Below are 26500 nucleotides of genomic sequence, written 5' to 3'. Positions count from 1 at the left end.
TCCGGGCAGCGGTTTACGACACCGCTGCCGAGGCTATGGCGTTGAGACACACTCTGTATGTTCAAACAGCATTAGCGTTTCCATATGGGCAGTGTGCATGAACATATCGGCCACTGCGATGTGCTTGATGCGGTAACCCGCATGCACAAGGTGTGCCGCATCGCGAGCAAGCGTGGCGGGATCACAGGAAATATACACCACCCTGGGAACCGGGCGACGCGCCAACGCCTGACAGATCGCCTCCGCGCCACTGCGTGGCGGATCGAGCACTAGCGCGTCCCTGTCACCCTCGTCGCGTAGCAATGCGGTGACGGTGTCGGGGTCGCTTAAATCCAACTGCTGGCCGGACACCGCTAGCTGGTTTTGCTCGGCGTTGCTGGCCAGCCGCGCCACCATCGCTGGACTGCCTTCTACCGCATGCACGGCTGCTCCGGCGGCGGCTAACGGCAGGCTGAAGTTGCCAATGCCGGCAAATAAATCCATCAGCCGTTGTCCGGGTACGGGATTCAGCCAGCGCATCACGGTGGTGACCATTTGCTGGTTCACCTCGGCATTCACCTGCAAAAAGTCGCCTGGGGCAAAGGTTAGCGTCAAGGGCGTAGCACCGGGTATTTCCAGGCGCTCTTCCAGCGACGGCGGCGCACCATGCCAGTGCAGTTCCGGTGATTCCCGCCCTAACCAGGTGCCCAATGCCAACTGATGCTGGTCGGCAAACGCCTGCCATCGCTCGGCGTCCGCAGCGTTGGCCTTGAGCTGACGGACCAACACCACCCGCTGGGTGTCGGTTGCCAGTAGCTCGACATGCCCGACCTGACGCGGCGCCTCCAGGGTGTTAAGCAACCCGCGCAACGGGGTGATAAGTTCCTGCAGCGGTTCAACCAGCACCAGGCAACTTTCGATATCGACCAGCCGATGGGAATGCGCCGCACGAAAGCCCAGCCGTGGGTGGCCGTCGCCGTCGACCTTGACGCCCAGACGGGCGCGCCGCCGATAGCCCTGTGCCTCGCCGTGCAGCGATTCCATCGCGCCCAGGGTGATGCCCTGGCGGGCAAACAGGTCGCGCACCACGTCCTCTTTATGTGCGCGCTGGGAGGCCACGGCCAGGTGCTGCAAATCGCAGCCGCCACAGTGGCCGAAATGCGGGCATGGCGGTGAGACACGCTGCGCCGATGGGTTCAGTACCTGCTTCACGTGCGCTTCGTCATAACGCTTGCGAGTCAGGTGAACGGCCACTTCTACGTGTTCGCCGGGTAGCGCCTGATCGATGAAGACCGTCTTGCCGGCGGCGGTATGCGCCACCCCACGCCCGTCATGGGCCAAGCGTTCCACGACCAGGGCAGCTGAGTCTTGCGTCGCCTGATTAGACGGCTTGGCGGTTTGCTGACGGGCCAGCCCGGAATGCCCTGAGGCAGGCCGAGGGGGCCGGCGTTTTCCCAACATGGCCATCTATACCTCCGGGGCAAACAGGCCCGTGGAGAGATAGCGGTCTCCCCGGTCACAGACAATAAACACGATAACCGCATTCTCGGTTTGCTCGGCTATGCGCAACGCGCCTGCCAGGCTACCGCCCGACGAGACCCCCGCAAAGATGCCTTCTTCACGGGCTAAACGCCGCATGTGCTCTTCGGCTTCGGGCTGAGCGATGTCCAGCGTGACATCCACTCGCGGCGCTTCAAAAATGGCCGGCAAGTATTCCTGCGGCCAACGCCGAATGCCGGGAATACTCGCACCATCAGCCGGTTGCAGGCCGACGATTTGAATCGCCGGATTCTGTTCTTTCAGGTAGCGCGAAACACCCATGATGGTGCCGGTGGTGCCCATGGAACTAACAAAGTGGGTCACCTCTCCATCCGTTTGCCGCCATACTTCGGGCCCGGTCGTCCGGTAGTGCGCCAAGGGGTTATCGGGATTAGCAAACTGGTTAAGCGGCTTCCCCTCGCCCCTTGCAATCATGCCGTCGGCAATATCTCGCGCCTCTTCCATGCCGCCGTCTTTGCTCGCCGAGACCAGCTGTGCCCCGAAAGCCGCCATCGCCTGTTTACGCTCTTCAGAAGCGCTCTCAGGCATCACTAAGACCATGCGGTAACCTTTAATCGCCGCGGCCATGGCCAAGGCAATGCCGGTATTGCCCGATGTCGCTTCGATAAGGGTATCGCCAGGCGTTATGTCGCCCCGCTTTTCCGCCTCACTAAGCATTGATAGCGCAGGCCGGTCTTTCACTGACCCCGCCGGGTTATTACCCTCTAGTTTTGCCAACAGGGTATTGTTGCGCCCTGCGCTAATACGCTTCAGGCGCACCAGGGGGGTATTGCCAACCACCTCTTCTAACGTGGGATAATCCATCGCATTACTTCCTTATCGAAATCGTTACCCTGCATTATATCGGTGCTACCGTGCACTGGACAGGTAACCCCCTTGAATCAAGCAGGCTGCTTTCATGTCTTTGAACACGCGACTTCTTTTTGCTCTGCTTGGCCTTCCGCTCGTGGTTTATGCCTGTATGGCGGTGCTGCTGGTCATTCAGAACGACCGTCAAGCCCAGACACTGCTGGAAGAGCAGGTGATGGGTGCCAGTGAACTCATGGCTCCTGGCATGGCAGACGCGCTACAAGACACCAACCTTGACCCGTTAGAGGCCCAGGCTACCCAACTTTTAAATCAGCAAGGCATTAGCTCGGTGACCGTGTTTGATCACCAAAACAGCCGCCTGCTAGCGCGTGGGCCGCATACCGCTTCGCTGCCTCCACCGCCTCCACCTGAGGCCACACAGCTTATCACCGCCGATAACGTGTGGCGTTTGCGAATTCCCCTCGCTACTCCAGCGGGTGACCAACCCAGCCAACGGGTAGGCTGGCTGGAAGTCACGGTGGATACCGGTTCGCTAAACCTGGCCCGCTATCAATTGATCGCCAGCCTGAGCTTGGGCGGCATGCTGATGGGACTCTGCCTGTTTTTAATCGCCTTTGCGATTAGTCGCTACGTCACACGTCCGGTCGAAGAAGCCAGCCAAGCGCTCTACCGCCTGACGCGCAGTGATTATGAACTGTCGATGCCCCCTCACAAGGCCTGTGAACTTAATCAACTATCCAAACAAATCAATGCACTGGCCGCGCACCTGCAGCGTGCTCAGCACGACATGCAAGCGCAAATCGAACAGGCGACAAGCGAGCTTCAAGAGTCCATGGAGACCATTGAAGAGCAAAATATTAAACTCGACTTAGCACACCGCAGCGCGGTGCGCGCCAATACGGTCAAGTCTGAATTTCTGGCCAACATGAGCCACGAAATCCGCACGCCGCTAAATGGGATTATCGGTTTTTGCCGACTGCTGGGACGCTCCTCTCTGGATGACCGCCAACGTGACTGGCTACAGCACGTCCATCGTGCCTGCGATAATCTATTAATGCTGGTCAACGATGTGCTCGATTTTTCCAAGCTGGAAGCCAACCGCTTAACCTTGGAAGAGGCCGATATCGATATCGTCACACTGGTAGATGAAGCCCTCGGACTTCACGCTCCCGAAGCCCAGCGCAAGCATCTGCACTTGGTGGCCATGGTCTACGACGATGTGCCTACCCCGCTATGCGGCGACCCTCTCAGGCTGCACCAAGTGCTCAATAACCTGATCAGTAATGCCCTGAAGTTTACCCAGCAAGGCGAGGTGGTGATCAGGGTCATGCTGGAACACTACGCGGGTAAACATGTAGTACTGAATATCAGTGTGAGCGATACGGGCATTGGCCTGAGCGAAGAACACCAGCAACAGTTATTCGGGGCGTTTTCCCAGGCAGAACCTAGCCATCCTCGTCAGTTCGGGGGCAGCGGTCTCGGTCTCACCATAAGCCGTCAGCTTATTCACCGCATGGGCGGGGAGATCAGCGTTGAGAGCGAGCTGGACAAAGGCTCGACATTCTCGTTTACCCTTCCCCTCCAGGCGCCTCACGCCGCCGAACGCAGCCCTGAACTACACCTTGAAGGCCCCGTCGTTCGCATTCACGAGTCGCATCTCCCAACGCGCCACGTGCTTGAGCATTTACTACAACGCTGGGGAGCAAGCCCCATCGCGTTTTCCAGCGACGCCGCTTGTGATCTACTACTGATTGGTCTTGATCGTCATGATTTGCAAAACACCGCGATTGCGCAGTGGCAAGCACTCATCAGCAACGCCGATTGCCCTGTATTATTGCTCGTCAACGGCTCTAGCTTTGATCTACCGCAGTTTCACTTTCCCTCTAAAGGTGAGCTGCTCTGCAAACCGTTCACCCGTGCGCAATTAGTGGCCTCACTTAGCCATTTATTGGTACCCGTTGACCAAACACGGCATCAACCTAGCGCACCGCTGGCACCGTTACCCGCGGGCGATGGTCAGTGTCGCTTATTAATTGTCGACGACAACACGTCAAACCGGCAGCTGCTTAATGCCTTATTGGATGCCCCCGAGCGGCATATTACGCTCGCCGAAAGTGGCCAACAGGCCATTGAGATTGGCCACGATCAAATCTTCGACATGGTTTTAATGGATATTCGCATGCCGGGGATGGATGGTGTGCAAACCACTCAGGCACTGCGTCGTCTCAGCACCGCCTGGAGTCGATGCCCCATCGTCGCGGTTACTGCCCACGCGCTCAATAGCGAACGACAGCGTTGGCTGGCCGAAGGGCTCGACGATGTAATTATTAAGCCGATTGATGAGCATGACTTAAATCAATTGCTGAGTCGCTTCCTGGGGATTACCCCACCTAAAGCACCACCGCAAACGGCCAAAAAACCGTCGCCCAACGGTGCTCCGCCCACGTTACCGGTGATCGACCTAGCGCTTGGCGCGCGATTAGCGGGCGGCAAAGAAGACCTTGCGCGTGCCCAGTTAAGACGCTTAATCGAAAGCTTACCCGCCACTCGGGAAAGCCTAGACGCCGCCTATCAACAGCGCGATTTGGAAGCGCTTTTAGACACCGTTCACGGCTTGAACGGCGCCAGCCGCTACTGCGGGGCACCCGAGTTGGCGCTACTTGCCGAAACGCTGGAAACCCGACTACGCACAAGCGGGTTAGACCACGTGGATACGCTCATCAATGACCTTCACCATGCGATGGAAAAACTCATCGCACAGCGGGACACCCTCGGCTAAACGTTACTTTTCCAAGACGACAAACGCGACGGCGTAGTCAGCTTCGTCGCTTAAAGTGACATGCATAGCGGTGACCCCAGCGGCCGCTGCCTGATCGGCGGCGGCTTCCTGAAGATGAAGGTGAGGCTTGCCCAGATGATCGTTAAGCACCTGAATATCGCGCCACTGTAGCCCGCGTCGCAGGCCTAAGCCCAAGGCTTTGACAAAGGCCTCTTTGGCCGCGAACCGCTTGGCCAGAAACGCGGCGGGCTGCGCTTTCTGCTGCCATACCGCGTGTTCCTCCGGCCCTAAAATGCGCAGTGCAAAGCGCGGCCCATGGCGCTCGATCGCCCTGGCAAAACGCTCAATCCGGGCAATATCAGAGCCAATTCCCACAATCATGGATTAGTGCCCACAACAGCCGTTATGCACGTGGTCGTGCTGGCTCTCATGGTCATGCGCATGGTCGTGAGCATCCAGCGCCGCCATCAGCCCGGCTTCTTGGCCCGCGATAATCAGCCGTTTCATCTCGGCAACGGCGTCTTTCAGGCCCACAAAAAGCGCTCGGGCAATAATCGCGTGGCCGATATTGAGTTCATTAACCCCCGGCAATGCCGCGATGGCTTCCACATTGTGATAATGCAGACCATGCCCGGCATTGACTACCAAGCCAAGCGAAACGGCGTGTGTCGCGGCAGTGGTTAGCCGCTGGTATTCAGCCATTGCCGCCTCGCTACCCGGGGGCGCCTCCGCGTAGGCCCCCGTGTGAAGCTCGATCACCGGTGCGCCAGCACGCTGGGCGGCGTCAATTTGCGCAGCCTCAGGATCGATAAACAGCGACACCTCACAGCCGGCGGCTGCGAGGCGCTGACAGGCATTGGCAATGGCGTCAAAACCACCAACCACGTCAAGGCCGCCTTCTGTGGTCAGTTCTTCACGCTTCTCGGGCACCAGACACACGTGGGCGGGACGAACCTCTTCGGCCAGCGCCAGCATCTCGTCGGTGACCGCCATCTCGAGATTCATGCGCGTATTGAGCACCTCGGCCAACAGCCTGACGTCGCGCAATTGAATATGACGGCGGTCTTCGCGCAGATGCACGGTAATCCCATCCGCCCCCGCTTCTTCCGCTAACAGCGCCGCCTGAACGGGGTCTGGGTAGCGCGTGCCGCGTGCTTGGCGCAGCGTGGCAATGTGATCAATATTGACACCTAACAGTATCCGAGGGGGATGCATAATGGCCTCCAATTATTTACGAAAAACGGCCTAACGGTGGCGACGTTTGGCGAGGTCGCGCATCAATTCGCGGGAGCGTAAGGCGGTGGTTCCAAGATGCGGTGCCAGCGCGGCACGCATAATGGCTTTCAAGGCACTGGCTAACGCCGGTTCCTGCCAATCATGATGGTCGATATAGCGAAGCGTGCGGCCATCCAAGCCCTGAGCCGACGGCACAAACGCCCGACTTGACGCTTCAAAACGGTATACGGCTTGGGGGTCGAGCGCGCCTCCGTCCGGCGTACAGAAACGCGGCGTGGCATCCAAGGCATCGAGTAACGACCACTCGTAACGCCGCAAGGCGAGCGCGCGGGCAGCAGGGGCAGGCAGTGCCTCTAATAAGGCGGTGTAAAAGGCAAAAGCATCCCCAGCGGGTAGTTCCAACGGAAGCAGTCGCGTGGCGATCTCATTGGCGTAAAGCCCACACAAAAGACCTTCACCCGCTAGCAACGCCGTGGAGCCGCGAGACTCCATCAGTGTCAATCGTTTGAGCTCGCGTTCGCCGCGCCAGGTTACCAACAGCGGCGTAAACGGCTGCAAACGCTGACGCGATTTTGACGTGGGCCGCTGACCGCCTTGGGCCACGGCACGTATCCGACCATGATGGAGCGTTAGCAGATCCACCAGCGCACTGGTTTCCCGATAAGGCCTTCGGTGCAACAGGAAGGCGGGCTCCACCGGCATCACCACGCTCAATCGAGATCGTAGCCCAGGCTTTTCAACGCGCGCTCATCGTCCGACCAGCCACGTTTCACTTTTACCCACAGGTTGAGCATGACCTTAGTGTCCAGTACCCGCTCCATGTCCAAACGCGCTTCTCGGCCGATATTTTTGATCCGCTCGCCGTTTTCGCCGATCAGAATGACTTTTTGTCCTTGGCGTTCGACCAGAATCAGCGCACTGATGTGCGTGACGCGTTCGGTTTCGCGAAACTCTTCAATTTCAACGGTCATCTGGTAGGGCAACTCATCGCCAAGCTGGCGCATGACTTTTTCCCGAACCAGCTCCGCCGCCATAAACCGCAGGCTTTTGTCGGTGATTTGGTCTTCAGGGAAATAATGCACACTCTCGGGAAGGTGCTTAGCGACTTCGTCTTCCAGGGTATCTACCTGGGTTCCGTGCTTGGCTGAAATAGGCACAATGGCGGCAAATTCGCGGCGCGCTCCCACCTCGGCCAGCCAGGGCAGCAAGTCGCCTTTATCATTTAGCCTGTCGACTTTGTTGACTGCCAAAATGATCGGCGCGTTGACATGCTCAAGGCGCTTAAGCACCGCCTGGTCTTCATCGGTCCAGCGGGTGCGGTCAATAATAAATACCACGCAGTCCACGTCGCGCAGCGCCTGGGTCGCTGCCTGGTTCATAAACCGGTTGATCGCTTTATTACGATCTTTGGACATGATGTGCATGCCCGGGGTATCGACATAAATAAACTGGGCGTCCGCCGCAGTTTTAATGCCCATGACCTGATGGCGGGTGGTTTGCGGCCGCCGCGAGGTAATCGAGATTTTTTGCCCCAAGATACGATTCATTAGGGTCGATTTGCCGACGTTGGGACGACCGACAATCGCCACGAATCCGCAGGTTTGGCTCATGCGTTGTCTCCCGGGCGTTTTTCAAGGTAGGCGAGCGCTTCTTCGGCTGCCTGCTGTTCTGCGTGGCGGCGGCTGGGGCCTTTCCCAGTGGTATGCTCTTTTAACAAATCAATATAGCACTCAACGGTGAAGGTCTGCGCATGGGCTTCTCCTTTAACGCTAACGACTTCGTAACGTGGCAAAGCCGCTTGGCGCGACTGCAGAAACTCTTGCAGCCGCGTTTTGGGGTCTTTCTGGGTGTCTTGCAGCGAAATGTTTTCCAACCGTTCGGCGTACCAGGCTAAAACTCGTTCCCGAACGGCATCCATTCCCGCGTCTAAATAAATAGCGCCAATCACGGCTTCCACGGCATCTGCCAAAATCGATTCGCGGCGATGCCCGCCGCTTTTCATTTCGCCCGACCCCAGCCGTAGATACTCGCCATAGGCCATTTCTCTGGCCAATTCCGCGAGCGTTTGCCCTTTGACCAAGCGCGCTCGCAAGCGTGAAAGCTGCCCTTCCCGCGCCTGAGGAAAACGCTGATACAACGCTTCGGCAATCACAAAATTGACGATTGAGTCGCCAAGAAACTCCAGGCGTTCATTGTTGCGACCGCCATAGCTGCGGTGGGTCATGGCCAGTTCAATCAGCGTGCTATCGCCAAAAGTATGGCCGATGCGTCGGCAAAAAGCGGTTAACGAAGTACTCACGGGGCCCCTACGTCGTCGACGTTGACTAAAAAATAATGGCTAAACATGACGGTCGGCATGATCACTCAATGCGGCGCACGTCGGTAAAACTGGGTAACCCGCCGTCCCAGTGCATCCACACAGCAAAAGCGCGCCCGACAATATTCTCTTCGGGCACAAAGCCCCAGTAGCGGCTGTCGTTGGAGTGGTCACGGTTATCACCCATGGTGAAATAGTGACCTTCGGGCACTTCTACTTGGCGCATTTGCGGCCCGGGATCGCGGGGATTGTTATAAATATAGTGTTCAACCTCACCTAGATGCTCTTCGAATAACGGCTGCTGGGAAGCGCTTTCCTCCATCAGCTCTTTGGGGACCGGTTCACCGTTGATATACAGTTGTTTGTCTTCATAACGAAGTTGATCGCCGGGCAGCCCGACCACGCGCTTGATGAAGTTAACCGACGGATCCTCAGGGAAACGAAACACCATGACATCGCCCCGTTCAGGATCGTCTACCTCAAGGAAACGCGTATTGACGACTGGCAAACGTAGGCCATAAGCGAATTTGTTGACCAGGATGAAATCGCCAACTTCAAGCGTCGGACGCATTGACCCGGACGGGATTTGAAACGGCTCGACAATGAAACTACGCACGATCAGCACCACTAGCAGCACTGGAAAAAATGAGCGCGAGTAGTCAACGGGCCATGGCTCTTTAAGCAGTTTGTCTCGCGTGGCTGGATCTAACCCCTCGACGGTGTTGGCATCGGCATGAGCAACCCGCTCACGCCGCTTTGGCCGTAACCACACCACATCGAGTAAATAGATAACGCCAGAAAGCGCAACGGCAAGTACCAGCAGTAATGCAAAATCCATGGGTGGAAGTCTTCCTTAGTCATTAACCTTGAGTACAGCAAGGAAGGCTTCCTGGGGAATTTCCACCCGACCAACCTGCTTCATGCGTTTCTTACCGGCTTTCTGTTTCTCTAACAGCTTTTTCTTACGGCTGACATCACCGCCATAACATTTCGCGGTCACGTTTTTACGCAACGCTTTGACGGTTGAACGTGCCACCACTTGGCCACCGATGGCCGCCTGGATAGCGACATCGAACATTTGCCGAGGGATCAACTCTTTCATTTTTTCCACCAGCAGTCGACCCCGTGAATGAGCGTGATCGCGATGGATAATTACCGCCAGGGCGTCTACTTTATCACCGTTAATCAACACGTCCAGACGCACCAGGTGTGCTGCTTCAAAACGCTCGAAGTTATACTCAAGCGAAGCGTAGCCGCGTGAAATAGATTTCAGTCGATCAAAAAAGTCCATCACGACTTCAGACATGGGTAATTCGTAGGTCAGTTGGATCTGGTTGCCGAGGAACTGCATATCCAACTGGGTGCCGCGGCGTTGTTCACTCTCGGCAATGACATTGCCGACAAACTCCTGAGGCACCAGAATGCTCGCCCGCACAATCGGCTCGCGCATGTACTCAACGTCGGCCATATCGGGCAGTTTGGAGGGGTTCGATACGTAAATGAGGTCGCCATTTTTCATGGACAACTCGTAAACCACTGTGGGAGCAGTGGTCAGCAGATCCAGATCGTACTCGCGTTCCAGGCGCTCTTGAATGATCTCCATGTGAAGCGTGCCGAGAAAGCCCACGCGGAAACCAAAACCCAACGCATCCGAATTTTCAGGTTCATATTCCAGCGAAGCATCGTTAAGCGCCAGTTTTTCCAGCGCATCGCGAAAATCTTCATAGTCATCGGCACTGACCGTGAATATGCCCGCGTATACCTGCGGCTTGACCTTTTTAAAGCCTGGCAGCCTTGGCACATCCGGTGTTTTGGTGTGCGTGATGGTATCGCCCACCGGGGCACCGTGAATGTCTTTAATACCGGCGACAATAAAGCCTACTTCACCCGCGCGCAGAATATCGGTCTGTTTGCGCAGCGGGGTAAAAATCCCCACTTCGGTGGTATTCCAATCACGCCCTGTGGAATTGATGCGAATCTTATCGCCTTTGCGGAGCGTGCCATCGAAAAGCCGAACCAAAGAGACAACCCCAAGGTAGTTATCGAACCACGAATCGATAATAAGCGCTTGCAAGGGGGCATCAGGATCACCTTTGGGAGGTGGAATATCGCGCACTAGGCGTTCTAACAGCTCGTCGATGCCGATCCCGCTTTTCGCCGAGACTTGGCAGGCATCGGTGGCATCAATACCGATAATCTCTTCGACTTCCTGGGCCACTCTGTCGGGATCGGCTTGGGGTAAGTCAATTTTATTGAGCACCGGCAAGACTTCCAGGCCTTGCTCAACGGCGGTATAGCAGTTGGCAACCGACTGTGCTTCAACCCCTTGGGCAGCATCAACAACCAACAGCGCCCCTTCGCAAGCGTACAGCGAGCGAGACACTTCATAAGAAAAATCAACGTGTCCGGGCGTATCGATGAAGTTGAGCTGGTAGACCTGACCGTCGGGCGCAGTGTAGTCCAAGGTAACCGACTGAGCCTTGATGGTGATGCCACGTTCACGCTCGATATCCATGGAATCAAGCACTTGCTCTTTCAATTCACGCTCGGTTAAACCACCGCAGGTTTGAATCAACCGGTCTGACAGCGTGGATTTGCCGTGATCGATATGCGCGATGATAGAGAAGTTTCTGATATGCTTGATTTTACTAACGTTTTCTTGGGTCATTAGCCGTTTTTATCCGGTATATGTACGCAACCATGTACGGTTAAAAATATTGCCTTGGTATACGCAGTAGAAATTTGACGCCATTGTACCGTTACGAGGGGCCAGGTGCTATGTGCAAAAAAAACGGGCAAAAAAACGACAGCCCGCTGATTTAAGCGGGCTGCCGGTAGCAAGGCGAGACTCAGTTATTCAAAGCGCAGTGCCACGAAGAGCGAACGTCCGTCGCGATAAAGGCGTAGCGGAATAGCTCGATCCGTGGGCAGCTCTTCCACAATACGGCGTAACTCTTCGGGCGACGACAGGCTACGGTGATCTATGCTCACCAGTATATCGCCTGCACGAAGCCCCGCGCGAGCCCCCACGCTATCCGGTTCAACTTCACGAACGACCACTCCGCCCTGTAGGTCAAGCTGCTCACGGGTGGCTTGGTCAAGTTCAGCGACCGAGACGCCTAAGCGCACCTGGCTATCGCTCCGCGACGCGGTAGGCTGTCCAGCGGTATCAGGCCAGCTGCCCAGCTCTATCGCTTCGCTGAGCTCTTCGCCATTACGCATCAGACGCAAGTCTACTTCATCGCCTGGGGCTACCCGGCCGATCAGACGCGGTAGGCTGCTCGAGCGATCCACGGCTTCACCGTTAACTTCTAAAATAACGTCGCCCGCTTGCAAACCACCTTTCGCCGCTGGGCCTTCAGGGTCTAGATCGGCAATCAGTGCACCTTCGGCTTCTTCCATGCCAAATGATTCGGCCAAGTCACGAGATACCGGCTGGATCATCACCCCAAGCCAGCCACGATTAACGCGCCCGTCTTCGCGCAGTTGGTCAGCCACATCCATCGCCACATTGATGGGAATGGCGAACGAAACGCCCATGAAGCCGCCACTACGCGTGAAAATTTGCGAGTTAATACCAATCACTTCGCCATCTAAATTAAACAGCGGCCCACCTGAGTTACCAGGGTTGATCGCCACATCGGTTTGAATAAACGGCACGTAAGCATCCCGCGGCAAGGTGCGGTTAATCGCACTGACAATGCCGGCGGTAACCGAATGATCAAAACCAAAGGGCGAGCCTATCGCCGCGACCCACTCGCCAACGCGAAGCGCATCTGAATCGCCTAACTCCAGCGTAGGCAGACCCTCGGCATCGACTTTCAACAGTGCCACATCGGTTTGCGGGTCGCTGCCGATAAGTTCGGCGTTCAACTCGCGCCGATCATTCAAACGCACAAGAATTTCATCGGCATTTTGTACGACATGCGCATTGGTAAGCACGTAGCCATCTTCGCTGATGATGAACCCAGAGCCCAGCGATTGACGTTCTTCGCTACGTCCTGGCCCACCTCCGGGTGGCGCAGGGAAACTATCACCAAAAAAATGACGGAAAATCTCGGGTATTTCTTGCCCGCCGAAACGATCGAAGGAGGATCCACCACGCTGTACAGTGCGACTGGTGGAAATGTTCACCACCCCAGGTGCGGCCTCCTCAACGAGGTCGGTAAAGTCCGGCAGGCTTTGTGCGTGGGCACTTTGCCCCAGGCACAGCAGCAAAACCAAGCAGACCCATAGCGAAGAGGGAAACAGTAAGCGCTTCATGCAATAACTCCTACTCAAGACACCATAAAAACATGTCATTACGGCTCGAGATGAGCCATCGTCATTATGCGTCAACCAACCGTGGACGAAAGTACTCCGCGCGTCGACCTAACGCATATTTAAGGCCCAGCATGCTACTGATCAAGAGACCGAAGAAAAGACTGGGCGCAAGCCAAACCGCATCACTCAAGGCGTCCCCCACACCCGCACCCGCCAGCGCAATTAACAGTGGCAGCCCATAAATCAACCATGTTAACCGCGTGATAGTGGCTTTCTGCATGACCAGCGTTACCTCGCTGTTCAATGCGGGCGATGTCTTATCTTTGTAAGACAGCGGCGTATCGACCTTCAACTGCCAGGGGTTCCTGCGCGCCAGGAGTCCCGCCCCACAGCCCTGCCCCTTGGCGCATTGTGTGCAGCCAGGCGAGGCGATCACCTCGACGACAACCCCCTGGGTGCGGTAACCCACAACGCGCCCTTGACGTTGAACAACTTGCTCACCCGTTGTTGCCGACACGTCACTTACCTCCCTACTGACCTTTTAAATACGACCCTATCTAGGGGGTAGTCAGCATCATCCTCGCATGTATATAAAAAAGGACGTTGAAATAGAGAGCCCCTCTTTTTCAACGTCCATTTGCATCTTGCCCTATTAGCGATTCGCCGTGACGAATCAGCGCTGCCCGAGGGGTTCAGTCACACCAAAGGAGCGCATCGATGAGTCGCTCTGGCTTCCTGTGAAGCCTTGTTGTTGCTCAAGGTAAGACTGAAGGAAGCGTAGTTGCTCAACGTCAATACGCGTGCCTTGCTGAGCCGATACGCCTTGCTGCGCGCCAGTGCCTGAAAACCCGCCTTCACTCACGTTCATCAGACCGCCTCTCGAGGCTTGCCCGTTCACCCGGAAAGGCGTTTGTTCAAACATTGGCATGTTGTCGGCTTGGGGGGCCACTGTCGTTTGGCCATTGGTCGCGTTGAGCGTTGAAGTCAGATTGACAGGCTGAACCTGATTTGACGTAGCGGGCGCCGTGTTTGACGCAACACCACCACCCTGCTCGGTGGATCCCGTACCCGCATTGTTGCCGAAGAACTGTACGCCCGTAATGACCATAAGCGATACCGCAGCGGCAACCCCCGCACCGCGAACAAATGACACGCTTCCAGTGCGAGCGGGTACAGCGTCATCCAAGGTTGGGGCTGGCTCACCTTGCAAACGGGCCATGATACCGGCAGACAGATCAGCGGTTACATCGACTCCCCGCTCACGCTGCATCATGCTTCGAGCCAAATGGTAACGTCGCCAAGTATCAGCGGCGTCGTCATCATCCGGTAGTGCCTTCAACACTCGGCGCAATTCTAGCTCGTCACTTTCGCTATCCATTAATACCGAAAGTGATTCCCGTGTGTTTTGACTCATACTTCACACCCTCACACTGTTAAAAGGAGCGCTGATGGCCATCGCTAGCTGTTGCCTTTGCGCTGGCATTCACCGGCAGCTCCACAGGCCAAGCCTTGGCAGACCACTTCGCCACGGTGCAAACAACACCTTTAATCGTTCATTGATCGCCATATCGTTAAGCCGAAGAGCCTATCAAGACAGCGCTAAAATAAAGCTACGTTAATGACAGCTTTCAAAGCTTCTCATTGAAACGTAATGGCTTTGACGGTGATGCCACCAAACAGTTCACGGTGACCGATAGTTTTTCACCATTACGTCCTAACGCACTTCCATTGACCACTAATCTTCGCGACTGTTCCGTGCTGTCGTCACCAGAGGGCGAATATGCTCGTCAACGGCTTCGCGAGCCCGGAAAATACGCGAACGCACCGTGCCAACGGGGCACTGCATCACCTGCGCGATATCTTCATAAGCTAGCCCATCCAACTCGCGAAGCGTGATCGCAGTGCGCAAATCATCAGGCAATTTTTCGATCGCCTCATAAACGGCGGCTTCCAACTGATCACGAGCAATAGCCGCTTCGGGTGATTCGGCATCGGCTAAGCGACCGCTTTGGTCAACGATTTCAGCATCGACGATATCCAGGTCACTGCCCGGAGGGCGACGTCCGCGGGACACTAGATGATTTTTTGCCGTGTTGATCGCGATTCGATACATCCATGTATAAAAAGCACTTTCGGCGCGAAACTTGCCTAGCGCGCGGTAGGCTTTGATGAAGGCTTCCTGCGCGACATCTTGAACCTCGGCATGGTCATGAACATAGCGCCCAATTAAGCCAATAATCTTGTGCTGGTATTTTTTTACCAGCAAATCAAATGCGCGTGTATCGCCTTTTTGGGCACGTTCAACGAGCTGTTGATCTGTTTCACGAGTGCCCATTACACGCTCCTCTCGCTCGGATAGTCATCACCGAGCGCAACTCTTCCTTTAGACCCGATACACTGGGCGTTAACAGCAAGCAACATAGTGTCCCTTGGGCATTGGTTAATCATACGAATAACATAAAAAGGCAGTGTAAACGTGAATGCCTATGGTTGGTTAAGTGTTACGCGTTCTGCTCGGCGCATCAAGCGTTTACCCCCTTGAGCAAAACCCAGCGGCTGACTTCTTGTCTTACCGTTAAGTTCCACAACAATTGATTTTTACTACGCCGACAAGCGATAGTAGGGCTCTTGATTCGCCCATTACGCACGCACAGGTAGCACAATGTCAGATCAGCAGGTCAACAACCTCAACGTCCTCGCTCAGGACGTGCTTACTACCCCCGAAGCCCTTAAGCAAGATGTACCGCTTACCGAGGCTGCCGAGCGCACCGTCATTGAGGGCCGCCAAACCATCCAGCGCATCCTGGACGGTAGTGATCCGCGCTTACTCATGGTGGTTGGCCCTTGCTCCATTCATGATGTCGACGCCGCCTTAGATTATGCCAAGCGGCTTCGCGCGCTGGCGGATCAAGTCAGCGAAAGCCTTTATATCGTGATGCGGGTTTATTTCGAAAAACCCCGCACCACGGTGGGCTGGAAAGGCTTAATTAATGATCCCCACATTAACGACTCGTTCGAGATCGACGAAGGCCTGCATATCGCCCGCAAGTTGCTGGTTGACCTGGCTGAGATCGGTCTACCGCTGGCTACAGAGGCGCTCGATCCGATCTCACCGCAGTACCTTCAAGACTGTATTAGCTGGTCGGCCATCGGGGCGCGTACCACTGAGTCGCAAACGCACCGCGAAATGGCGTCAGGCCTGTCTTCCCCCGTCGGGTTCAAGAACGGCACTGACGGCAGCCTGGACGTGGCCATCAATGCGCTACAATCCGTTGCCCATCCACATAACTTTCTCGGCATCAACCAGTCGGGTCAAGTGGCCATCATCCGCACTCGCGGCAACGGCTATGGGCACGTCGTACTACGTGGCGGCAACGGCAAGCCCAACTACGACAGCGTCAGCGTTGCCCTGGCCGAGCAAGAACTGAAAAAAGCCAATCTTTCCGCCAATATTATGATTGACTGCTCTCACGCCAACTCGAACAAAGACCCTGCGCTTCAGCCGCTCGTCCTTGAGAATGTGACCAACCAAATATTGGAAGGCAACACCTCTATTATCGGCCTAATGGTGGAATCCAACCTGGGATGGGGCAACCAAAAAGTCCCCAACGACCTTAAAGACCTTCAATATGGCGTTTCCATCACCGATGCTTGTATCGATTGGGACACCACCGTTAAAGCCTTTACCCGCATGAACGAAAAGCTCGCACCCGCACTGGCAAAGCGTAGCCAGGCATAACCCCGCTAGCCCACTGCAGTGCAGTGGGCTTTTTCACCTCGCCTAACCGATTTCTCGCCGAAACGGCGGCAATGCATCTAACAGTGCTTGCCCGTATCGCCGCGTAAGGACGCGCCTATCCAGCAGGGTAATCGTGCCTGTATCGCTCTCCTTACGGATCAGGCGACCGCAGGCTTGAACCAGCTTGATCGATGCGTCCGGCACACTGATACGCATAAACGGATTGCCGCCCTGGCTCTCAATCCACTCGGCGAGGGTCGCCCCCACCGGGTCATCGGGCACCGCAAACGGCAGCCGCGTAATCACCACGTGGGTCAGGTAATCCCCCGGTAAATCGATACCTTCAGCAAAACTTGCCAAGCCGAAAATAATACTACCCTTGCCGCTATCCACTGCGGCGCGATGCTGCTCAATCAACTCGCGCTTGGGTAACGCATCCTGGGCCAGTACGCGCGCTTTTAGCGTGGCACTGAGTGCTTTTTCAACGCCGCGCAGTTGTGCCCGTGATGAGAACAGCACCAGCGCCGCCTCTCGATCCGCTAGTTGCGTCACAAAATCGACGATAGCCTTTTCATGGGCCTCACGATCACTCGGGTCGGTGGCTTCTTTGGGTACGCTCAGTACCGCATTGGCATAATCAAACGGGCTGGGCAGTGCTTGATAACGATAGCGATTGGCGAGCCCAGCTCGCTCTTGAAGTCGCTCGAAGCGACCCAGGGCGGTCAACGTTGCCGACGTGACGACCGCCCCATGGCAGCGCCCCCAAAGATGCTTAGCCAGTGTATGTGCAGCCGACACCGGGCTCGCCGAAAACTCGATTTCCGGCTCACCCGACACACGGCTCAACGTGATCCATCGCGCACTCGGCGGATTATTCGGCGCATCGTGTTCGCTAAAGGCTTGCCACAGTGAGTGAGCGTCCAGCGCTCGACCGTGAAGTAGCGCCACCAGCGGTAACCAAGCCTCGGCCTGTTCGCGCTCCAAACCGGTTTGCTTATCCGGATCGAGGCTTTCACGCAAAATATCACTGATGCTTTCAAGATGACGCGACAGCGTCGCAAACATGACCAGCAATTGTTCAGCTTGTTCGCGCAGCGCGTCGGGGATCTGACCTTTTTCAAAGCGCGACTGGAGTGTGTTCTCTTCATCAGCCAAGCCATTCGAGCGTCCCGCCAGTTGATGGCCCGTACTAAATAAATCCCCTAAAGCAGGCTCTAAGGTATGGATAAGCTCAGGCAGGCCAGCCAATAGCCGAGCAATTGTCGGTTGCACAGCAAGCCCCTGATTTAAATCAGTTAAGCTGCTTTTGAGGGTTTTTAACCAGCGTAGGCAACCGTTGACTGCAAAGCGATGGGCAAAATGCGAAAGCGCTTTATCGGGCAGGTGATGACCTTCGTCAAACACAAAGATGCAGTCGGCCGGGTCAGGTAAAATCGCCCCGCCGCCCAGCGCCAGATCGGCCAATACGAGATCATGGTTAGCGACAATAACGTCGGCGTTTTCCAGTTCCCGGCGGGAGCGGAAAAACGCACAGGCGCCAAAATGACCGCAGCGCCGGCCGGTACATTGGCGATGATCGACGGTCAAGCGCCGCCAGTGGGCATCGTCAATGGCATGCGGCCAGTTATCGCGGTCACCTTCCCACTCGCCCTGCCCGTAAGCCTCGGCCATATCGCTGGCAATCACGCTAAAGTCACTACTTTGAGCCTGCAGGGACTGCTCGAATAACGACAGCGTAGGATTCGGCTCAACGCCTTCCAGTGCCTGATCCAAGCGTGCCACGCACACATAACGCCCGCGACCTTTGGCCAATGCGTAGCGAAATGCCAGCCCACTGTGGCTCGCCAGGGACGGCAGGTCTTGATTGAGCACCTGCTCCTGTAGCGCTACCGTGGCGGTCGAAACTATCAGCCGCTTGCCCCGCGCTTTGGCGATGGGCAGAGCGGCAATTAGATAGGCCAGCGTTTTACCCGTTCCAGTTCCCGCCTCAAGCACGCAGACATGCTGGTCACTGGTGCGTTTGCCGTCGTTATCGCTTTCGATATCGCCCAGCGTACGGGCAATCTCGGCGATCATCAGCCGCTGTCCGTAGCGTGGTGTTAACTCAAGCGTTTCCACCACGCGACGGTAGGCTTCCTGAATCTCGCTTTTTAAGGCGTTATCCAGCATGCGCGTTACAGCATGCCTTCCGGCGGATGTTCGCAGGGCAGCTTGTCGTTGATGTAGCGCTCGATCTCCGGCAGGGAGAACGCGTCTTCTTCACCCACAAAGCTGATAGATACGCCTTTGGCGCCCGCCCGACCGGTACGTCCAATGCGATGCACGTAATCTTCCGGATCTTCCGGCAAGGTGTAATTGATGACGTGGCTGACGTCTTCAATATGAATCCCTCGGCCTGCAACGTCGGTGGCGACCAGCACTTGAATCTCGCCTTCGCGGAAGCTTTCCAGGGTCTTGATACGCTGATTTTGCGGCACATCACCCGATAGCATGGCAACGCTCACACCGGCTTTTTTAAGCAGGTCATCCAATTTGCGCACCAGGTCGCGGCGGTTACCAAACACCATTACGCGCTCAAAACTTTCCTGCTCTAACAAATTGACCAGCAGTCGCTGCTTGTCATCGTCAGACACCATATAGACGCGCTGATCAATATCGGCCTGGTTCTCAACGGTCACTTCAATCTCGACGTGGGCCGGATCAAGCGTCCACTGGCTGGCCAGATTGAGAATGTCATCGGTGAAGGTGGCCGAGAAGAGGAACGTCTGACGCTCTTCTTTCTTGGGCGTATAGCGAATAATCCGCTTAACGTCGGGGATAAAGCCCATCGATAGCATGCGATCGGCTTCATCCAACACCAGCACTTCAACCTCTGACAGGTCGATATCGCGCTTCTGATGGAAATCGAGCAGGCGACCGGGCGTGGCCACCAAGATATCGATCTTTTTGCCCAGGCTGTCGCGCTGTTTCTGGTAATCCATCCCGCCGACAACGCTGGCGACGTTGAGCTTGGTGAAACGCGCCAGGGCCTTGGCGTCTTTCTCGATCTGCAAGGCCAGCTCGCGGGTAGGCGCAATAATCAGCGCGCGAGGGGCACCTGATTTCTGGCCATCCGGCGTTGGCTCCTCCAGAAAATACGCCAGCGCGGAAATCAAAAACGCGGCGGTTTTACCCGTGCCGGTTTGGGCCTTGCCGACAATATCGCCGCCCAGCAACGTTTGGCGCAGCGCCTCTGCTTGTATGGGCGTGCAGTATTCAAACCCTTGGGCATGAATAGCGCGCATTAACGGCAGCGGCAGATCAAAGTCATGAAAGCGCCATTTGCCGGCCACGGCAGGCACCTGAAACTGACGAAGATCCCAATTTGACTGACGGCGACGCGGTTTCCGACGGCGGCGTTTAGGCTTGCGGTTCTGGGCCGATGCTGTGGTCTGTTCCGACTCGCTCATAGGCTGTGTATCTGTCCATTGCTGTGGATGTTAGGCATCACGAAGTGCGCATTGTACCAGGGCTTGGCGATAAGAGCGCGCCCTGCTGTCGAAGGAGTGCAGTAGGCTGTTAGAATACGACCATATTTGATCCAAGGAGCGCGATATGACGCGTAAAAAAAAGACCCGCTCAATAGCGGATAAAGTAACCATCCGCACGGGTCGGCGTAAAGACTATAAAAAGTGGCGCCATGATAACCCCGACCAGGTGACGTCATCACGCCGTTTTGTGGCAAAAAAGCAGCAGCAACGCAAATTACAGGCCGTGCGCAAACTGGCTCGCCAGCAAAGCGGGCAGGATATTAAAATTCACCCGGACAAAGACACCGATAACCCCGGAGATCGTTCGTGATGCGTCTGGTTTCTTTTAACATCAACGGCATACGTGCACGGCTGCATCAATTGCAGGCCCTGGTTGATACCCAGAAGCCCGATGTTATCGGCCTGCAGGAAACCAAGGTTCAAGATAGCGAGTTTCCGCTCGCCGATGTGGAAGCGATGGGCTACCACGTCTTTTATTTTGGCCAGAAGGGTCACTATGGCGTGGCGTTAATGTGCCGCCAAAAACCCCAAGCGGTATTTTACGGCTTTCCTGACGACGAAGAAGATGCGCAACGGCGCATGATTGGCGTCACGCTACTAGCCGACGACGGCCAACCGGTTACCGTTTGGAACGGCTATTTCCCGCAGGGTGAAAACGTTACTCACCCGACCAAGTTTCCTCACAAAGAGCGGTTTTACGACCAACTATCTCGGCTGCTTAATGAGCAGCACCGCCCTGATGAGCGAATCGCGATTATGGGCGATTTTAACATCTCTCCCCAAGATCAGGATATCGGCATTGGCGAAGCCAACCGTAAACGCTGGCTGCGCGAAGGCAAAACCAGCTTTCAACCCGTTGAGCGTGAATGGCTGGAGGGCATTAAAGCCTGGGGGTTAAGCGATAGCTACCGGCTTTGCCACCCCGATAACCAGGAATGGTTCAGTTGGTTCGATTATCGCTCTAAAGGCTTCGACCGCGAACCTAAGCGGGGGCTGCGCATTGACTATATCCTGGTTTCCCAGCCGCTGGCTGAATGCGTTACCGCTGCTGGGATAGACTACGCGCTTCGGGGCATGCAGCGGCCGTCCGATCACGCCCCCACATGGAGCGATTTTACCCTTACGCTGGTATCTTCGGACTAAGCACCGGGTCTATGACGCACTCAGCGTATTCTCGTCATAACGAATAGCGCGGCGACTGCGCTAGCGTCGCCAGCCACTCAGCGGCTTGCTCATCTCCCAGCGCTTGGGCGCGCGTGAAGGCTTGCTCGGCGCGCTCGTCTTGCCCCCAGGTATAGGCCAATTGGCCGTACCTCCGCCAATCATCGGCTTGCTGACTGATTCTGGCCAATGCCTGCCAAGCAGCCAGCGCTTGGCTTTTATCGCGGGCCTGCTGCCAGGCGTTGGCCAGCAGGCGCAGCGTGGTTTCATTACGCACCACGTCACCCTCGGCTAACCAGTGCTCTAAATATTCCGCCGCTCTGGCGGGGGTACCGCCCGCCATATGCAGCCGCACCAGCTGCCAGCGGTCATGATCCACATCGAGTTTGCCCAGCCGCCATGCCGTATCCCATAGCGCCGCCGCAACGCCCGGCTGGCCTGACTGCTGAGCAAGCGCGGCGGCTTGCCGCCAATTATTTGCTTCACTCTTCGCGCCCAGGCCTTGCAACAATAAATCAAGCGCCCGATCGGTTTGCTGAGTGCGCTGATAAATCGCCAGCGCCAGGGTACGCTGAGTTTCATTCAGCGCTGAGGATTCGCCAATGCTGGAGGCTAGTGACTCTGCTGCCGCTTTCCAACGCTGGTCGCTGGCTAACCAACGGGTTAATTTCCAGCGCTCTTCGCTGTCGTCCTCCCCGCCCTTTTGGCGCAGCCACTCGGCGAGTAGATTGCTCGCTTGGGGTGATTGGCCCGCCGCGCGGCGCAACGACGCCTCTTGTTTTAACCAGCGCCTGGCCTGGGCACGCTCTTCACCGCTTAACGCTCGTGCCTGTGCCAGACGGTCGGCGGCCTCGCCAGGCTGGCCTTGTCGGGCCAGCGCACCAGCCGCAAGCTGCTGATAAAGAGCGCTCGCCCAACGATCCGCTGTATTACCACTCTCCAGCCGCGTCGCTTGCTGAGTCGCCCGATTGACCACGCTCGCATACTGCTGGTCGCGGAGTTGCGCCTGCATGCGGTTGAGGTCTTGAATGATATCGCCCGGTAGCGCCGGACTGGCCTGCGCTAGCGACGTCCACAAACTCACCAAACAAATGCACCACCATCGACGCATGGTCATACCTCAATAAAATCGTTAACGCAGCTGAAATTCAATACGCTGAGTGGCATTACGTAGCCGGCTACTCGGCTCAAACTGCCAGCGGCCAATGGCCTCACGGGCCGCATCGTCAAACACCCGACCCGGCTGAGCATCGGTAATCCGAATCGACGACCCATCAACACTGCCGTCACGCCGAATGGTAAACGTCACCTCGACATAGCCCTCCATACCACGCCGCTGAGCACGCGCCGGATAGGTCGGATTAACCCGACTGGTCGGCGTCGCTTGCCCAACATTAACCGGCTCATTTGATTCTGCCTGCTGAACCTCGGGCGCGGCTTCACGCTTGGCATCGGACGTTTCCGTCTGGCTTTCGGTGGCCACGTCAGTTGGCGTCGGTTCCGGTTCAGGTTCGGGCTGCGGTTCAGGCTCGGGCCGCGGTTCGGGTTCAGGCGTTGCCTCGGTCAACTCCGGCAGCTCACTGTCCATCTCCACCGGCTCTTCTGGCATTTCCGGCAGCTCGACATCGGGCAATGCGATGGTGCTGTCAGCCACCGGTGGTGGCTCCGGCGTCGGCACTGGGGCCGAAGGCGCTGGCGTTGCCGCCTGATTCGCTTCCGGCGGCGGGGCTTCTTCTTGCGGCGCTTCTTCGGGCGCTTCGACCATGCTCATGGCAATGGTTTCCTCGGGCGGCTCAACCCGATCATCGGGCGGCGCGACCAACAGCGCCAACAGCCAAAACAGCCCAATGGCCAGTACCCCACCACCAACCAAGGATAATGCTTGGCGTATCATCGGCCACTCCGATTCGCCGCCACCGCCACTTGGTCGACGCCTGCCTCGTGCAAGCGATCCATTACGTCAATCAGCAGGCCTGTGGTCGACGCCCGGTCAGCCTGAATAACCACCGACCCATCGTCGCTGAGCATCCCCGCGACTTCTTCGCCTACCTGATGTGCGTCAATGGCACGTCCGTCGACCCACACCGCGCCCTCAGGCGAAACCGCAACCAACACTTGCGCATCCGGCCGGGGACTGGCCTCACTCGACTCAGGGCGGTTGATTTCAATGCCGCTTTCTTTAATAAAGCTGGTAGTGACAATAAAGAAAATCAGCATGATGAACACCACGTCCAGCATCGGCGTGAGGTTAACTTCGTTTGTATCTTCGGCGCTTTCCAGCGAACGTCGTCTACGCATCGTTTTCCTCCAGGGCCCGCGCCATTCGGTCGTGCAACCGCTGATCTTCGCGACGAATAATGTGTTCCAAACGGCTAATAAACAAAAGCCCCACCACCGCGATGGCCATGCCGGTCAGCGTGGGTAGCGTTGCGCGCGCCACACCGTCGGCCATGGCTCGCGCTTGGTGTGTATCGCTCAGCGAAAGGCTTTCAAACACCCCGATCATTCCCGTCACGGTGCCCAGTAAGCCGAAAAGCGGACACAACGCGACCAGTAGTTTTAACCAGGGCAACGGCCGACGTAGGCGCACCACCAGGTCGTCCGTCCATACATTACGCAAGGTGCGAGCACTCCAGCTTTGATGATCATCGCGCCTAGCCCAGCGGTTGATAAGCTGCCGACGCGCCGGCCGCCACGTCATGCGATAAAACCAAAAGCGTTCGATGGCCATACCAAACACCAGCAGCGCCACCACGGCCAGCACGACGAGCACCACCCCACCCGCATTCATCAGCCGCTCTACCGGCTCAAGCCAAAGGGGAACTGTCAACATATCAGGTCACCGATGGCGCATAGGGAGGCTGGTGAGCTTCCAAATGATCCGCCAGGGTCGCGCTTGCCTGCCCTTCAATAACATGAGTGAGATAGCGGCTGCGGCTGGACAGTGCAGTTTGCGCAAACAACAACGGCACGGCCGTAATCAAGCCCAACACGGTCGTCATCAGCGCCTGGCTAATCCCGCCCGCCATTAGTTGCGGATCACCCGTGCCAAACACGGTAATCGCCTGGAAAGTCACGATCATACCGGTGACCGTGCCTAACAGCCCTAGCAACGGTGCAATGGCAGCGAGCAGCTTGACGATCGGCTGACCGCGCTCCAAGCGCGGCAGTTCGGCAAGCACCGCCTCATCGAGTCGCGCCTCCAGGGCTTCCGGCGTTTGGTGCTTGTCCATGCCTTCAAAACGAAGCAGTACCCGCCCCAGGGGGTTATCGCCCTGAAGCGCATCGGGGTACTTGCGCTGGCGATTGACACGAAGACTGATCGCCAACAGGTAGCCGTACTGGAGTAACGCTACCAGCAGACCCAAGCCACCCAGCGCAACGACGATGTAGCCAACATAACCACCCTGATGAAAACGCTCCATCAAACTGGGGCGCTGGGACAGCGCATTGATCACACTGCCCTGGGTGGGGTCTACCGCCAAGACACGCCCGTTGCCTTGGTGATAATCCGCCAGATAGTCCGTCACGGTATCAGGGGTTCGCGGAAGAACCGCTAATCGGCCTTCATCGTCCTGACGAAGCAGGTCAGACTCGGTGAATGCCGCATAATCCCCTAACCGCACAATAGGCTGTGTGGTTACCTGGCCATTGGCATCGGCAACGGGCCGTTCTAAGCGCTCGGCATTGGCTGTGTGTTGAGTAAGCGTCGCCAGACTATCAACGACCTCTACTAATGCCTTCCGTTCCAGTATATCGACGTCACTAAGCCGGGGCGGCAGCGCGTCCTTATGCAGGGTTAACCAACTATCTTCACCCAGCGCGTTGCGAACCTCGCTGCTATGCGTATTCAGTGCACTCAGCAGGTTGCGTAGCGTCTCGCCCTGCTCAGACTGGCGATCCGAGAGTCGCTCCGACTCAACCGCCTGAGCCGCTGACTGGGCTTCTAGCGCTTCATGCTTGTCTTGCGCGATTTGCTGGCGTTGGCGCGCTTCCTCAAGCGCGTCCTCCATAGCTGACTGATCATCCAACAGGTTGATCAGCCGCTGCTGATCGCGAATTTCGGCAGCTTGCCGGGCGTCGCGCAGCGAGGTGACCTCGTCAGACTGGGCGCTGGCAAGCGGGCTTAAACTCACCAGGCTGACCAGCAACCCTGCGGTCAAACGACGATTACCCTTTGTGAAGGCACGCATCATGGCTGACCTCCTTGACCTTCAGAGACAGCAATAGACAAAGGCAGCGTTAGCAGCTCTGGTGCTCGCTGATCTTCCGCCATGCGCAACCCGTTGCGCACCTCCTGAACGTGAGCGGCACTAAGCGGCAACCACTCACGGCGCTGGGCATCCCATACGCCGCCCTGGCGGCCGTCGGGGGTCAGGTAGTAAAATCCGATGCGTCCGATGCGCAAGAAATCCACTTCCAACTGTTGATCATCAGCTAACTGCAAACGCCCTTGCCAGGTATCCATCTCACGGCCATAAGCTAACTCCGTGCGCCAGATGTCGAGCATACCTTCGATGCGCTCGGCAGGCTCCGCTGCCTGGTCGTTTTTCAGCGTTTCAATGCGGGCTAGCCGCTGGTCTTGTAGAAACGGCAGGTCGCGCTCGATCCATTGGGTCAATTGCATCTGCATGTTTTGCTCGATATCGGGCAACGCCGCGCGGGTATCGGCTAGCGTGTTCAGGGCCGACGATAACCGGGCCAGGCGCTCGGCCTCCTTGGCTAACTTGGCGGTGAGGGTGGCGTTCTGAGACTCAAGCTGACGCGTATCGCGCTCACGTTCGCGTAGCTCTTCCAGGGCCGCCCGCGTTTGCTCGTCGGCGCTATCTATTTGCTGCTGAAGCTCTGCTTGAAGCTGCTGGGCCTCGACACTTTGGCTGGCTTGTTCGAGCGTCTCATCACTTGCCATTAGCGAACTGCTGGCCAGCAGGCACGCTAACCAGCCGCCACGCAGGGCAAAGAAAGGCTTATTCAGCACATCGACTCTCCGTCACTGATCACTGGCAGTCGCACTGCCTCTATATAGGACACTTCAAATATAAGAACGATTTGCGTTTCATATTGGCTGCGCATAGCCTACCACTCACAAAATAAATGACAATATTTATCATTAGCGTTTAAACAAA

General features: G+C 56.7%; 25 protein-coding genes. 4 read left to right on the top strand and 21 right to left on the bottom strand.

The window, feature by feature from the left end; genetic code table 11:
• Window positions 1–33: 33 nt before the first annotated feature.
• Both rlmD and cysM read right to left on the bottom strand, forming a co-directional pair.
• Window positions 34–1446 carry a 23S rRNA (uracil(1939)-C(5))-methyltransferase RlmD gene (gene rlmD, locus BLR97_RS05025; RefSeq protein WP_089703130.1) on the bottom strand — a complete coding sequence of 471 codons (1413 nt, stop codon included), beginning with the start codon at window positions 1444–1446 and terminating at the stop codon, window positions 34–36.
• Window positions 1447–2343, bottom strand: a complete 897-nt coding sequence (cysM, locus tag BLR97_RS05020; protein ID WP_089703128.1) for a cysteine synthase CysM — start codon at window positions 2341–2343, stop codon at window positions 1447–1449.
• Between the two features lie 94 nt (window positions 2344–2437).
• Here cysM and BLR97_RS05015 point away from each other — a divergent pair, with 94 nt between their 5' ends.
• Window positions 2438–5128, top strand: a complete 2691-nt coding sequence (locus tag BLR97_RS05015; protein ID WP_089703126.1) for an ATP-binding protein — start codon at window positions 2438–2440, stop codon at window positions 5126–5128.
• Between the two features lie 3 nt (window positions 5129–5131).
• Here the strand turns inward: BLR97_RS05015 and acpS are convergent, their stop codons facing one another.
• From acpS to rpoE, 11 genes are all read right to left on the bottom strand, one after another.
• Complete coding sequence (acpS, locus tag BLR97_RS05010; protein ID WP_089703124.1) at window positions 5132–5509, bottom strand: holo-ACP synthase; 378 nt, start codon at window positions 5507–5509, stop codon at window positions 5132–5134.
• A 3-nt stretch (window positions 5510–5512) separates the two neighbouring features.
• Window positions 5513–6343, bottom strand: coding sequence for a pyridoxine 5'-phosphate synthase (pdxJ, locus tag BLR97_RS05005; protein ID WP_089703121.1), 831 nt, complete (start codon window positions 6341–6343; stop codon window positions 5513–5515).
• Window positions 6344–6373: 30 nt separating this feature from the next.
• Window positions 6374–7066, bottom strand: coding sequence for a DNA repair protein RecO (gene recO, locus BLR97_RS05000; RefSeq protein ID WP_089703119.1), 693 nt, complete (start codon window positions 7064–7066; stop codon window positions 6374–6376).
• A gap of 8 nt (window positions 7067–7074) precedes the next feature.
• Window positions 7075–7974 carry a GTPase Era gene (gene era, locus BLR97_RS04995; protein WP_089703117.1) on the bottom strand — a complete coding sequence of 300 codons (900 nt, stop codon included), beginning with the start codon at window positions 7972–7974 and terminating at the stop codon, window positions 7075–7077.
• On the bottom strand, window positions 7971–8663 hold the full coding sequence (gene rnc, locus BLR97_RS04990) for a ribonuclease III (protein WP_089703115.1): 693 nt from the start codon (window positions 8661–8663) through the stop codon (window positions 7971–7973). The genes era and rnc overlap by 4 nt, the downstream gene beginning before the upstream one ends.
• A gap of 61 nt (window positions 8664–8724) precedes the next feature.
• Window positions 8725–9519 carry a signal peptidase I gene (gene lepB / locus BLR97_RS04985; RefSeq protein WP_089703113.1) on the bottom strand — a complete coding sequence of 265 codons (795 nt, stop codon included), beginning with the start codon at window positions 9517–9519 and terminating at the stop codon, window positions 8725–8727.
• A gap of 15 nt (window positions 9520–9534) precedes the next feature.
• Window positions 9535–11349, bottom strand: coding sequence for a translation elongation factor 4 (gene lepA / locus BLR97_RS04980; RefSeq protein ID WP_089703111.1), 1815 nt, complete (start codon window positions 11347–11349; stop codon window positions 9535–9537).
• A gap of 185 nt (window positions 11350–11534) precedes the next feature.
• Window positions 11535–12944, bottom strand: a complete 1410-nt coding sequence (locus BLR97_RS04975; RefSeq protein WP_089703109.1) for a DegQ family serine endoprotease — start codon at window positions 12942–12944, stop codon at window positions 11535–11537.
• Window positions 12945–13008: 64 nt separating this feature from the next.
• Window positions 13009–13461, bottom strand: a complete 453-nt coding sequence (locus BLR97_RS04970; protein ID WP_089703107.1) for a SoxR reducing system RseC family protein — start codon at window positions 13459–13461, stop codon at window positions 13009–13011.
• A 156-nt stretch (window positions 13462–13617) separates the two neighbouring features.
• Window positions 13618–14358, bottom strand: a complete 741-nt coding sequence (locus BLR97_RS04965; RefSeq protein ID WP_089703105.1) for a sigma-E factor negative regulatory protein — start codon at window positions 14356–14358, stop codon at window positions 13618–13620.
• 321 nt (window positions 14359–14679) lie between these two features.
• Window positions 14680–15279, bottom strand: a complete 600-nt coding sequence (gene rpoE, locus BLR97_RS04960; RefSeq protein ID WP_089703104.1) for an RNA polymerase sigma factor RpoE — start codon at window positions 15277–15279, stop codon at window positions 14680–14682.
• Window positions 15280–15606: 327 nt separating this feature from the next.
• On the opposite strand from rpoE, the gene BLR97_RS04955 reads away from it, so the two are divergent.
• Entirely contained in the window at window positions 15607–16683 is a 1077-nt protein-coding gene (locus BLR97_RS04955) for a 3-deoxy-7-phosphoheptulonate synthase (protein ID WP_089703102.1), read from the top strand.
• A gap of 42 nt (window positions 16684–16725) precedes the next feature.
• On the opposite strand, the gene dinG is transcribed toward BLR97_RS04955, so the two are convergent.
• Both dinG and rhlB read right to left on the bottom strand, forming a co-directional pair.
• Window positions 16726–18852, bottom strand: coding sequence for an ATP-dependent DNA helicase DinG (gene dinG / locus BLR97_RS04950; RefSeq protein ID WP_089703100.1), 2127 nt, complete (start codon window positions 18850–18852; stop codon window positions 16726–16728).
• Window positions 18853–18857: 5 nt separating this feature from the next.
• Window positions 18858–20132, bottom strand: coding sequence for an ATP-dependent RNA helicase RhlB (gene rhlB, locus BLR97_RS04945; RefSeq protein ID WP_089703098.1), 1275 nt, complete (start codon window positions 20130–20132; stop codon window positions 18858–18860).
• Window positions 20133–20277: 145 nt separating this feature from the next.
• Here rhlB and BLR97_RS04940 point away from each other — a divergent pair, with 145 nt between their 5' ends.
• On the top strand, window positions 20278–20523 hold the full coding sequence (locus tag BLR97_RS04940) for a hypothetical protein (protein WP_089703096.1): 246 nt from the start codon (window positions 20278–20280) through the stop codon (window positions 20521–20523).
• Window positions 20523–21356 (top strand): exodeoxyribonuclease III, encoded by an 834-nt coding sequence (gene xthA / locus BLR97_RS04935; RefSeq protein WP_089703095.1) that lies wholly within the window; start codon window positions 20523–20525, stop codon window positions 21354–21356. Before BLR97_RS04940 ends, xthA begins: the two co-directional genes overlap by 1 nt.
• A gap of 34 nt (window positions 21357–21390) precedes the next feature.
• Here xthA and BLR97_RS04930 read toward each other — a convergent pair whose 3' ends face one another.
• The 6 genes from BLR97_RS04930 to BLR97_RS04905 are packed head-to-tail and all read right to left on the bottom strand — an operon-like array spanning window position 21391 to window position 26352.
• A complete protein-coding gene (locus BLR97_RS04930; protein ID WP_340147935.1) occupies window positions 21391–22491 on the bottom strand; it encodes a tetratricopeptide repeat protein in 1101 nt (366 codons plus the stop codon).
• A gap of 15 nt (window positions 22492–22506) precedes the next feature.
• On the bottom strand, window positions 22507–23268 hold the full coding sequence (locus BLR97_RS04925) for an energy transducer TonB (RefSeq protein ID WP_089703090.1): 762 nt from the start codon (window positions 23266–23268) through the stop codon (window positions 22507–22509).
• Entirely contained in the window at window positions 23265–23672 is a 408-nt protein-coding gene (locus BLR97_RS04920; protein ID WP_089703088.1) for an ExbD/TolR family protein, read from the bottom strand. Before BLR97_RS04920 ends, BLR97_RS04925 begins: the two co-directional genes overlap by 4 nt.
• On the bottom strand, window positions 23665–24207 hold the full coding sequence (locus tag BLR97_RS04915) for a MotA/TolQ/ExbB proton channel family protein (RefSeq protein WP_089703086.1): 543 nt from the start codon (window positions 24205–24207) through the stop codon (window positions 23665–23667). Before BLR97_RS04915 ends, BLR97_RS04920 begins: the two co-directional genes overlap by 8 nt.
• A gap of 1 nt (window position 24208) precedes the next feature.
• Window positions 24209–25567: a MotA/TolQ/ExbB proton channel family protein gene (locus BLR97_RS04910; protein WP_089703220.1), complete on the bottom strand. Its 1359-nt coding sequence runs from the start codon at window positions 25565–25567 to the stop codon at window positions 24209–24211.
• Window positions 25567–26352, bottom strand: coding sequence for a DUF3450 domain-containing protein (locus BLR97_RS04905; RefSeq protein WP_089703084.1), 786 nt, complete (start codon window positions 26350–26352; stop codon window positions 25567–25569). Before BLR97_RS04905 ends, BLR97_RS04910 begins: the two co-directional genes overlap by 1 nt.
• Between the last annotated feature and the right edge of the window lie 148 nt (window positions 26353–26500).

The organism is Vreelandella arcis (assembly GCF_900103865.1).
GTDB classification, from domain to species: Bacteria; Pseudomonadota; Gammaproteobacteria; order Pseudomonadales; family Halomonadaceae; genus Vreelandella; species Vreelandella arcis.
The sequence above is the reverse complement of the archived record's forward strand: the minus strand, read 5'-3'. Positions and strand labels throughout refer to the sequence as shown.

Bases quoted from the DNA above. Each gene is read 5' to 3' on its own strand.
- rlmD (WP_089703130.1), bottom strand. From the start codon at position 1,446: ATGGCCATGTTGGGAAAACGCCGGCCCCCTCGGCCTGCCTCAGGGCAT.
- cysM (WP_089703128.1), bottom strand. From the start codon at position 2,343: ATGGATTATCCCACGTTAGAAGAGGTGGTTGGCAATACCCCCCTGGTG.
- BLR97_RS05015 (WP_089703126.1), top strand. From the start codon at position 2,438: ATGTCTTTGAACACGCGACTTCTTTTTGCTCTGCTTGGCCTTCCGCTC.
- acpS (WP_089703124.1), bottom strand. From the start codon at position 5,509: ATGATTGTGGGAATTGGCTCTGATATTGCCCGGATTGAGCGTTTTGCC.
- pdxJ (WP_089703121.1), bottom strand. From the start codon at position 6,343: ATGCATCCCCCTCGGATACTGTTAGGTGTCAATATTGATCACATTGCC.
- recO (WP_089703119.1), bottom strand. From the start codon at position 7,066: ATGCCGGTGGAGCCCGCCTTCCTGTTGCACCGAAGGCCTTATCGGGAA.
- era (WP_089703117.1), bottom strand. From the start codon at position 7,974: ATGAGCCAAACCTGCGGATTCGTGGCGATTGTCGGTCGTCCCAACGTC.
- lepB (WP_089703113.1), bottom strand. From the start codon at position 9,519: ATGGATTTTGCATTACTGCTGGTACTTGCCGTTGCGCTTTCTGGCGTT.
- lepA (WP_089703111.1), bottom strand. From the start codon at position 11,349: ATGACCCAAGAAAACGTTAGTAAAATCAAGCATATCAGAAACTTCTCT.
- BLR97_RS04975 (WP_089703109.1), bottom strand. From the start codon at position 12,944: ATGAAGCGCTTACTGTTTCCCTCTTCGCTATGGGTCTGCTTGGTTTTG.
- BLR97_RS04965 (WP_089703105.1), bottom strand. From the start codon at position 14,358: ATGAGTCAAAACACACGGGAATCACTTTCGGTATTAATGGATAGCGAA.
- rpoE (WP_089703104.1), bottom strand. From the start codon at position 15,279: ATGGGCACTCGTGAAACAGATCAACAGCTCGTTGAACGTGCCCAAAAA.
- BLR97_RS04955 (WP_089703102.1), top strand. From the start codon at position 15,607: ATGTCAGATCAGCAGGTCAACAACCTCAACGTCCTCGCTCAGGACGTG.
- dinG (WP_089703100.1), bottom strand. From the start codon at position 18,852: ATGCTGGATAACGCCTTAAAAAGCGAGATTCAGGAAGCCTACCGTCGC.
- rhlB (WP_089703098.1), bottom strand. From the start codon at position 20,132: ATGAGCGAGTCGGAACAGACCACAGCATCGGCCCAGAACCGCAAGCCT.
- BLR97_RS04940 (WP_089703096.1), top strand. From the start codon at position 20,278: ATGACGCGTAAAAAAAAGACCCGCTCAATAGCGGATAAAGTAACCATC.
- xthA (WP_089703095.1), top strand. From the start codon at position 20,523: ATGCGTCTGGTTTCTTTTAACATCAACGGCATACGTGCACGGCTGCAT.
- BLR97_RS04930 (WP_340147935.1), bottom strand. From the start codon at position 22,491: ATGACCATGCGTCGATGGTGGTGCATTTGTTTGGTGAGTTTGTGGACG.
- BLR97_RS04925 (WP_089703090.1), bottom strand. From the start codon at position 23,268: ATGATACGCCAAGCATTATCCTTGGTTGGTGGTGGGGTACTGGCCATT.
- BLR97_RS04920 (WP_089703088.1), bottom strand. From the start codon at position 23,672: ATGCGTAGACGACGTTCGCTGGAAAGCGCCGAAGATACAAACGAAGTT.
- BLR97_RS04915 (WP_089703086.1), bottom strand. From the start codon at position 24,207: ATGTTGACAGTTCCCCTTTGGCTTGAGCCGGTAGAGCGGCTGATGAAT.
- BLR97_RS04910 (WP_089703220.1), bottom strand. From the start codon at position 25,567: ATGCGTGCCTTCACAAAGGGTAATCGTCGTTTGACCGCAGGGTTGCTG.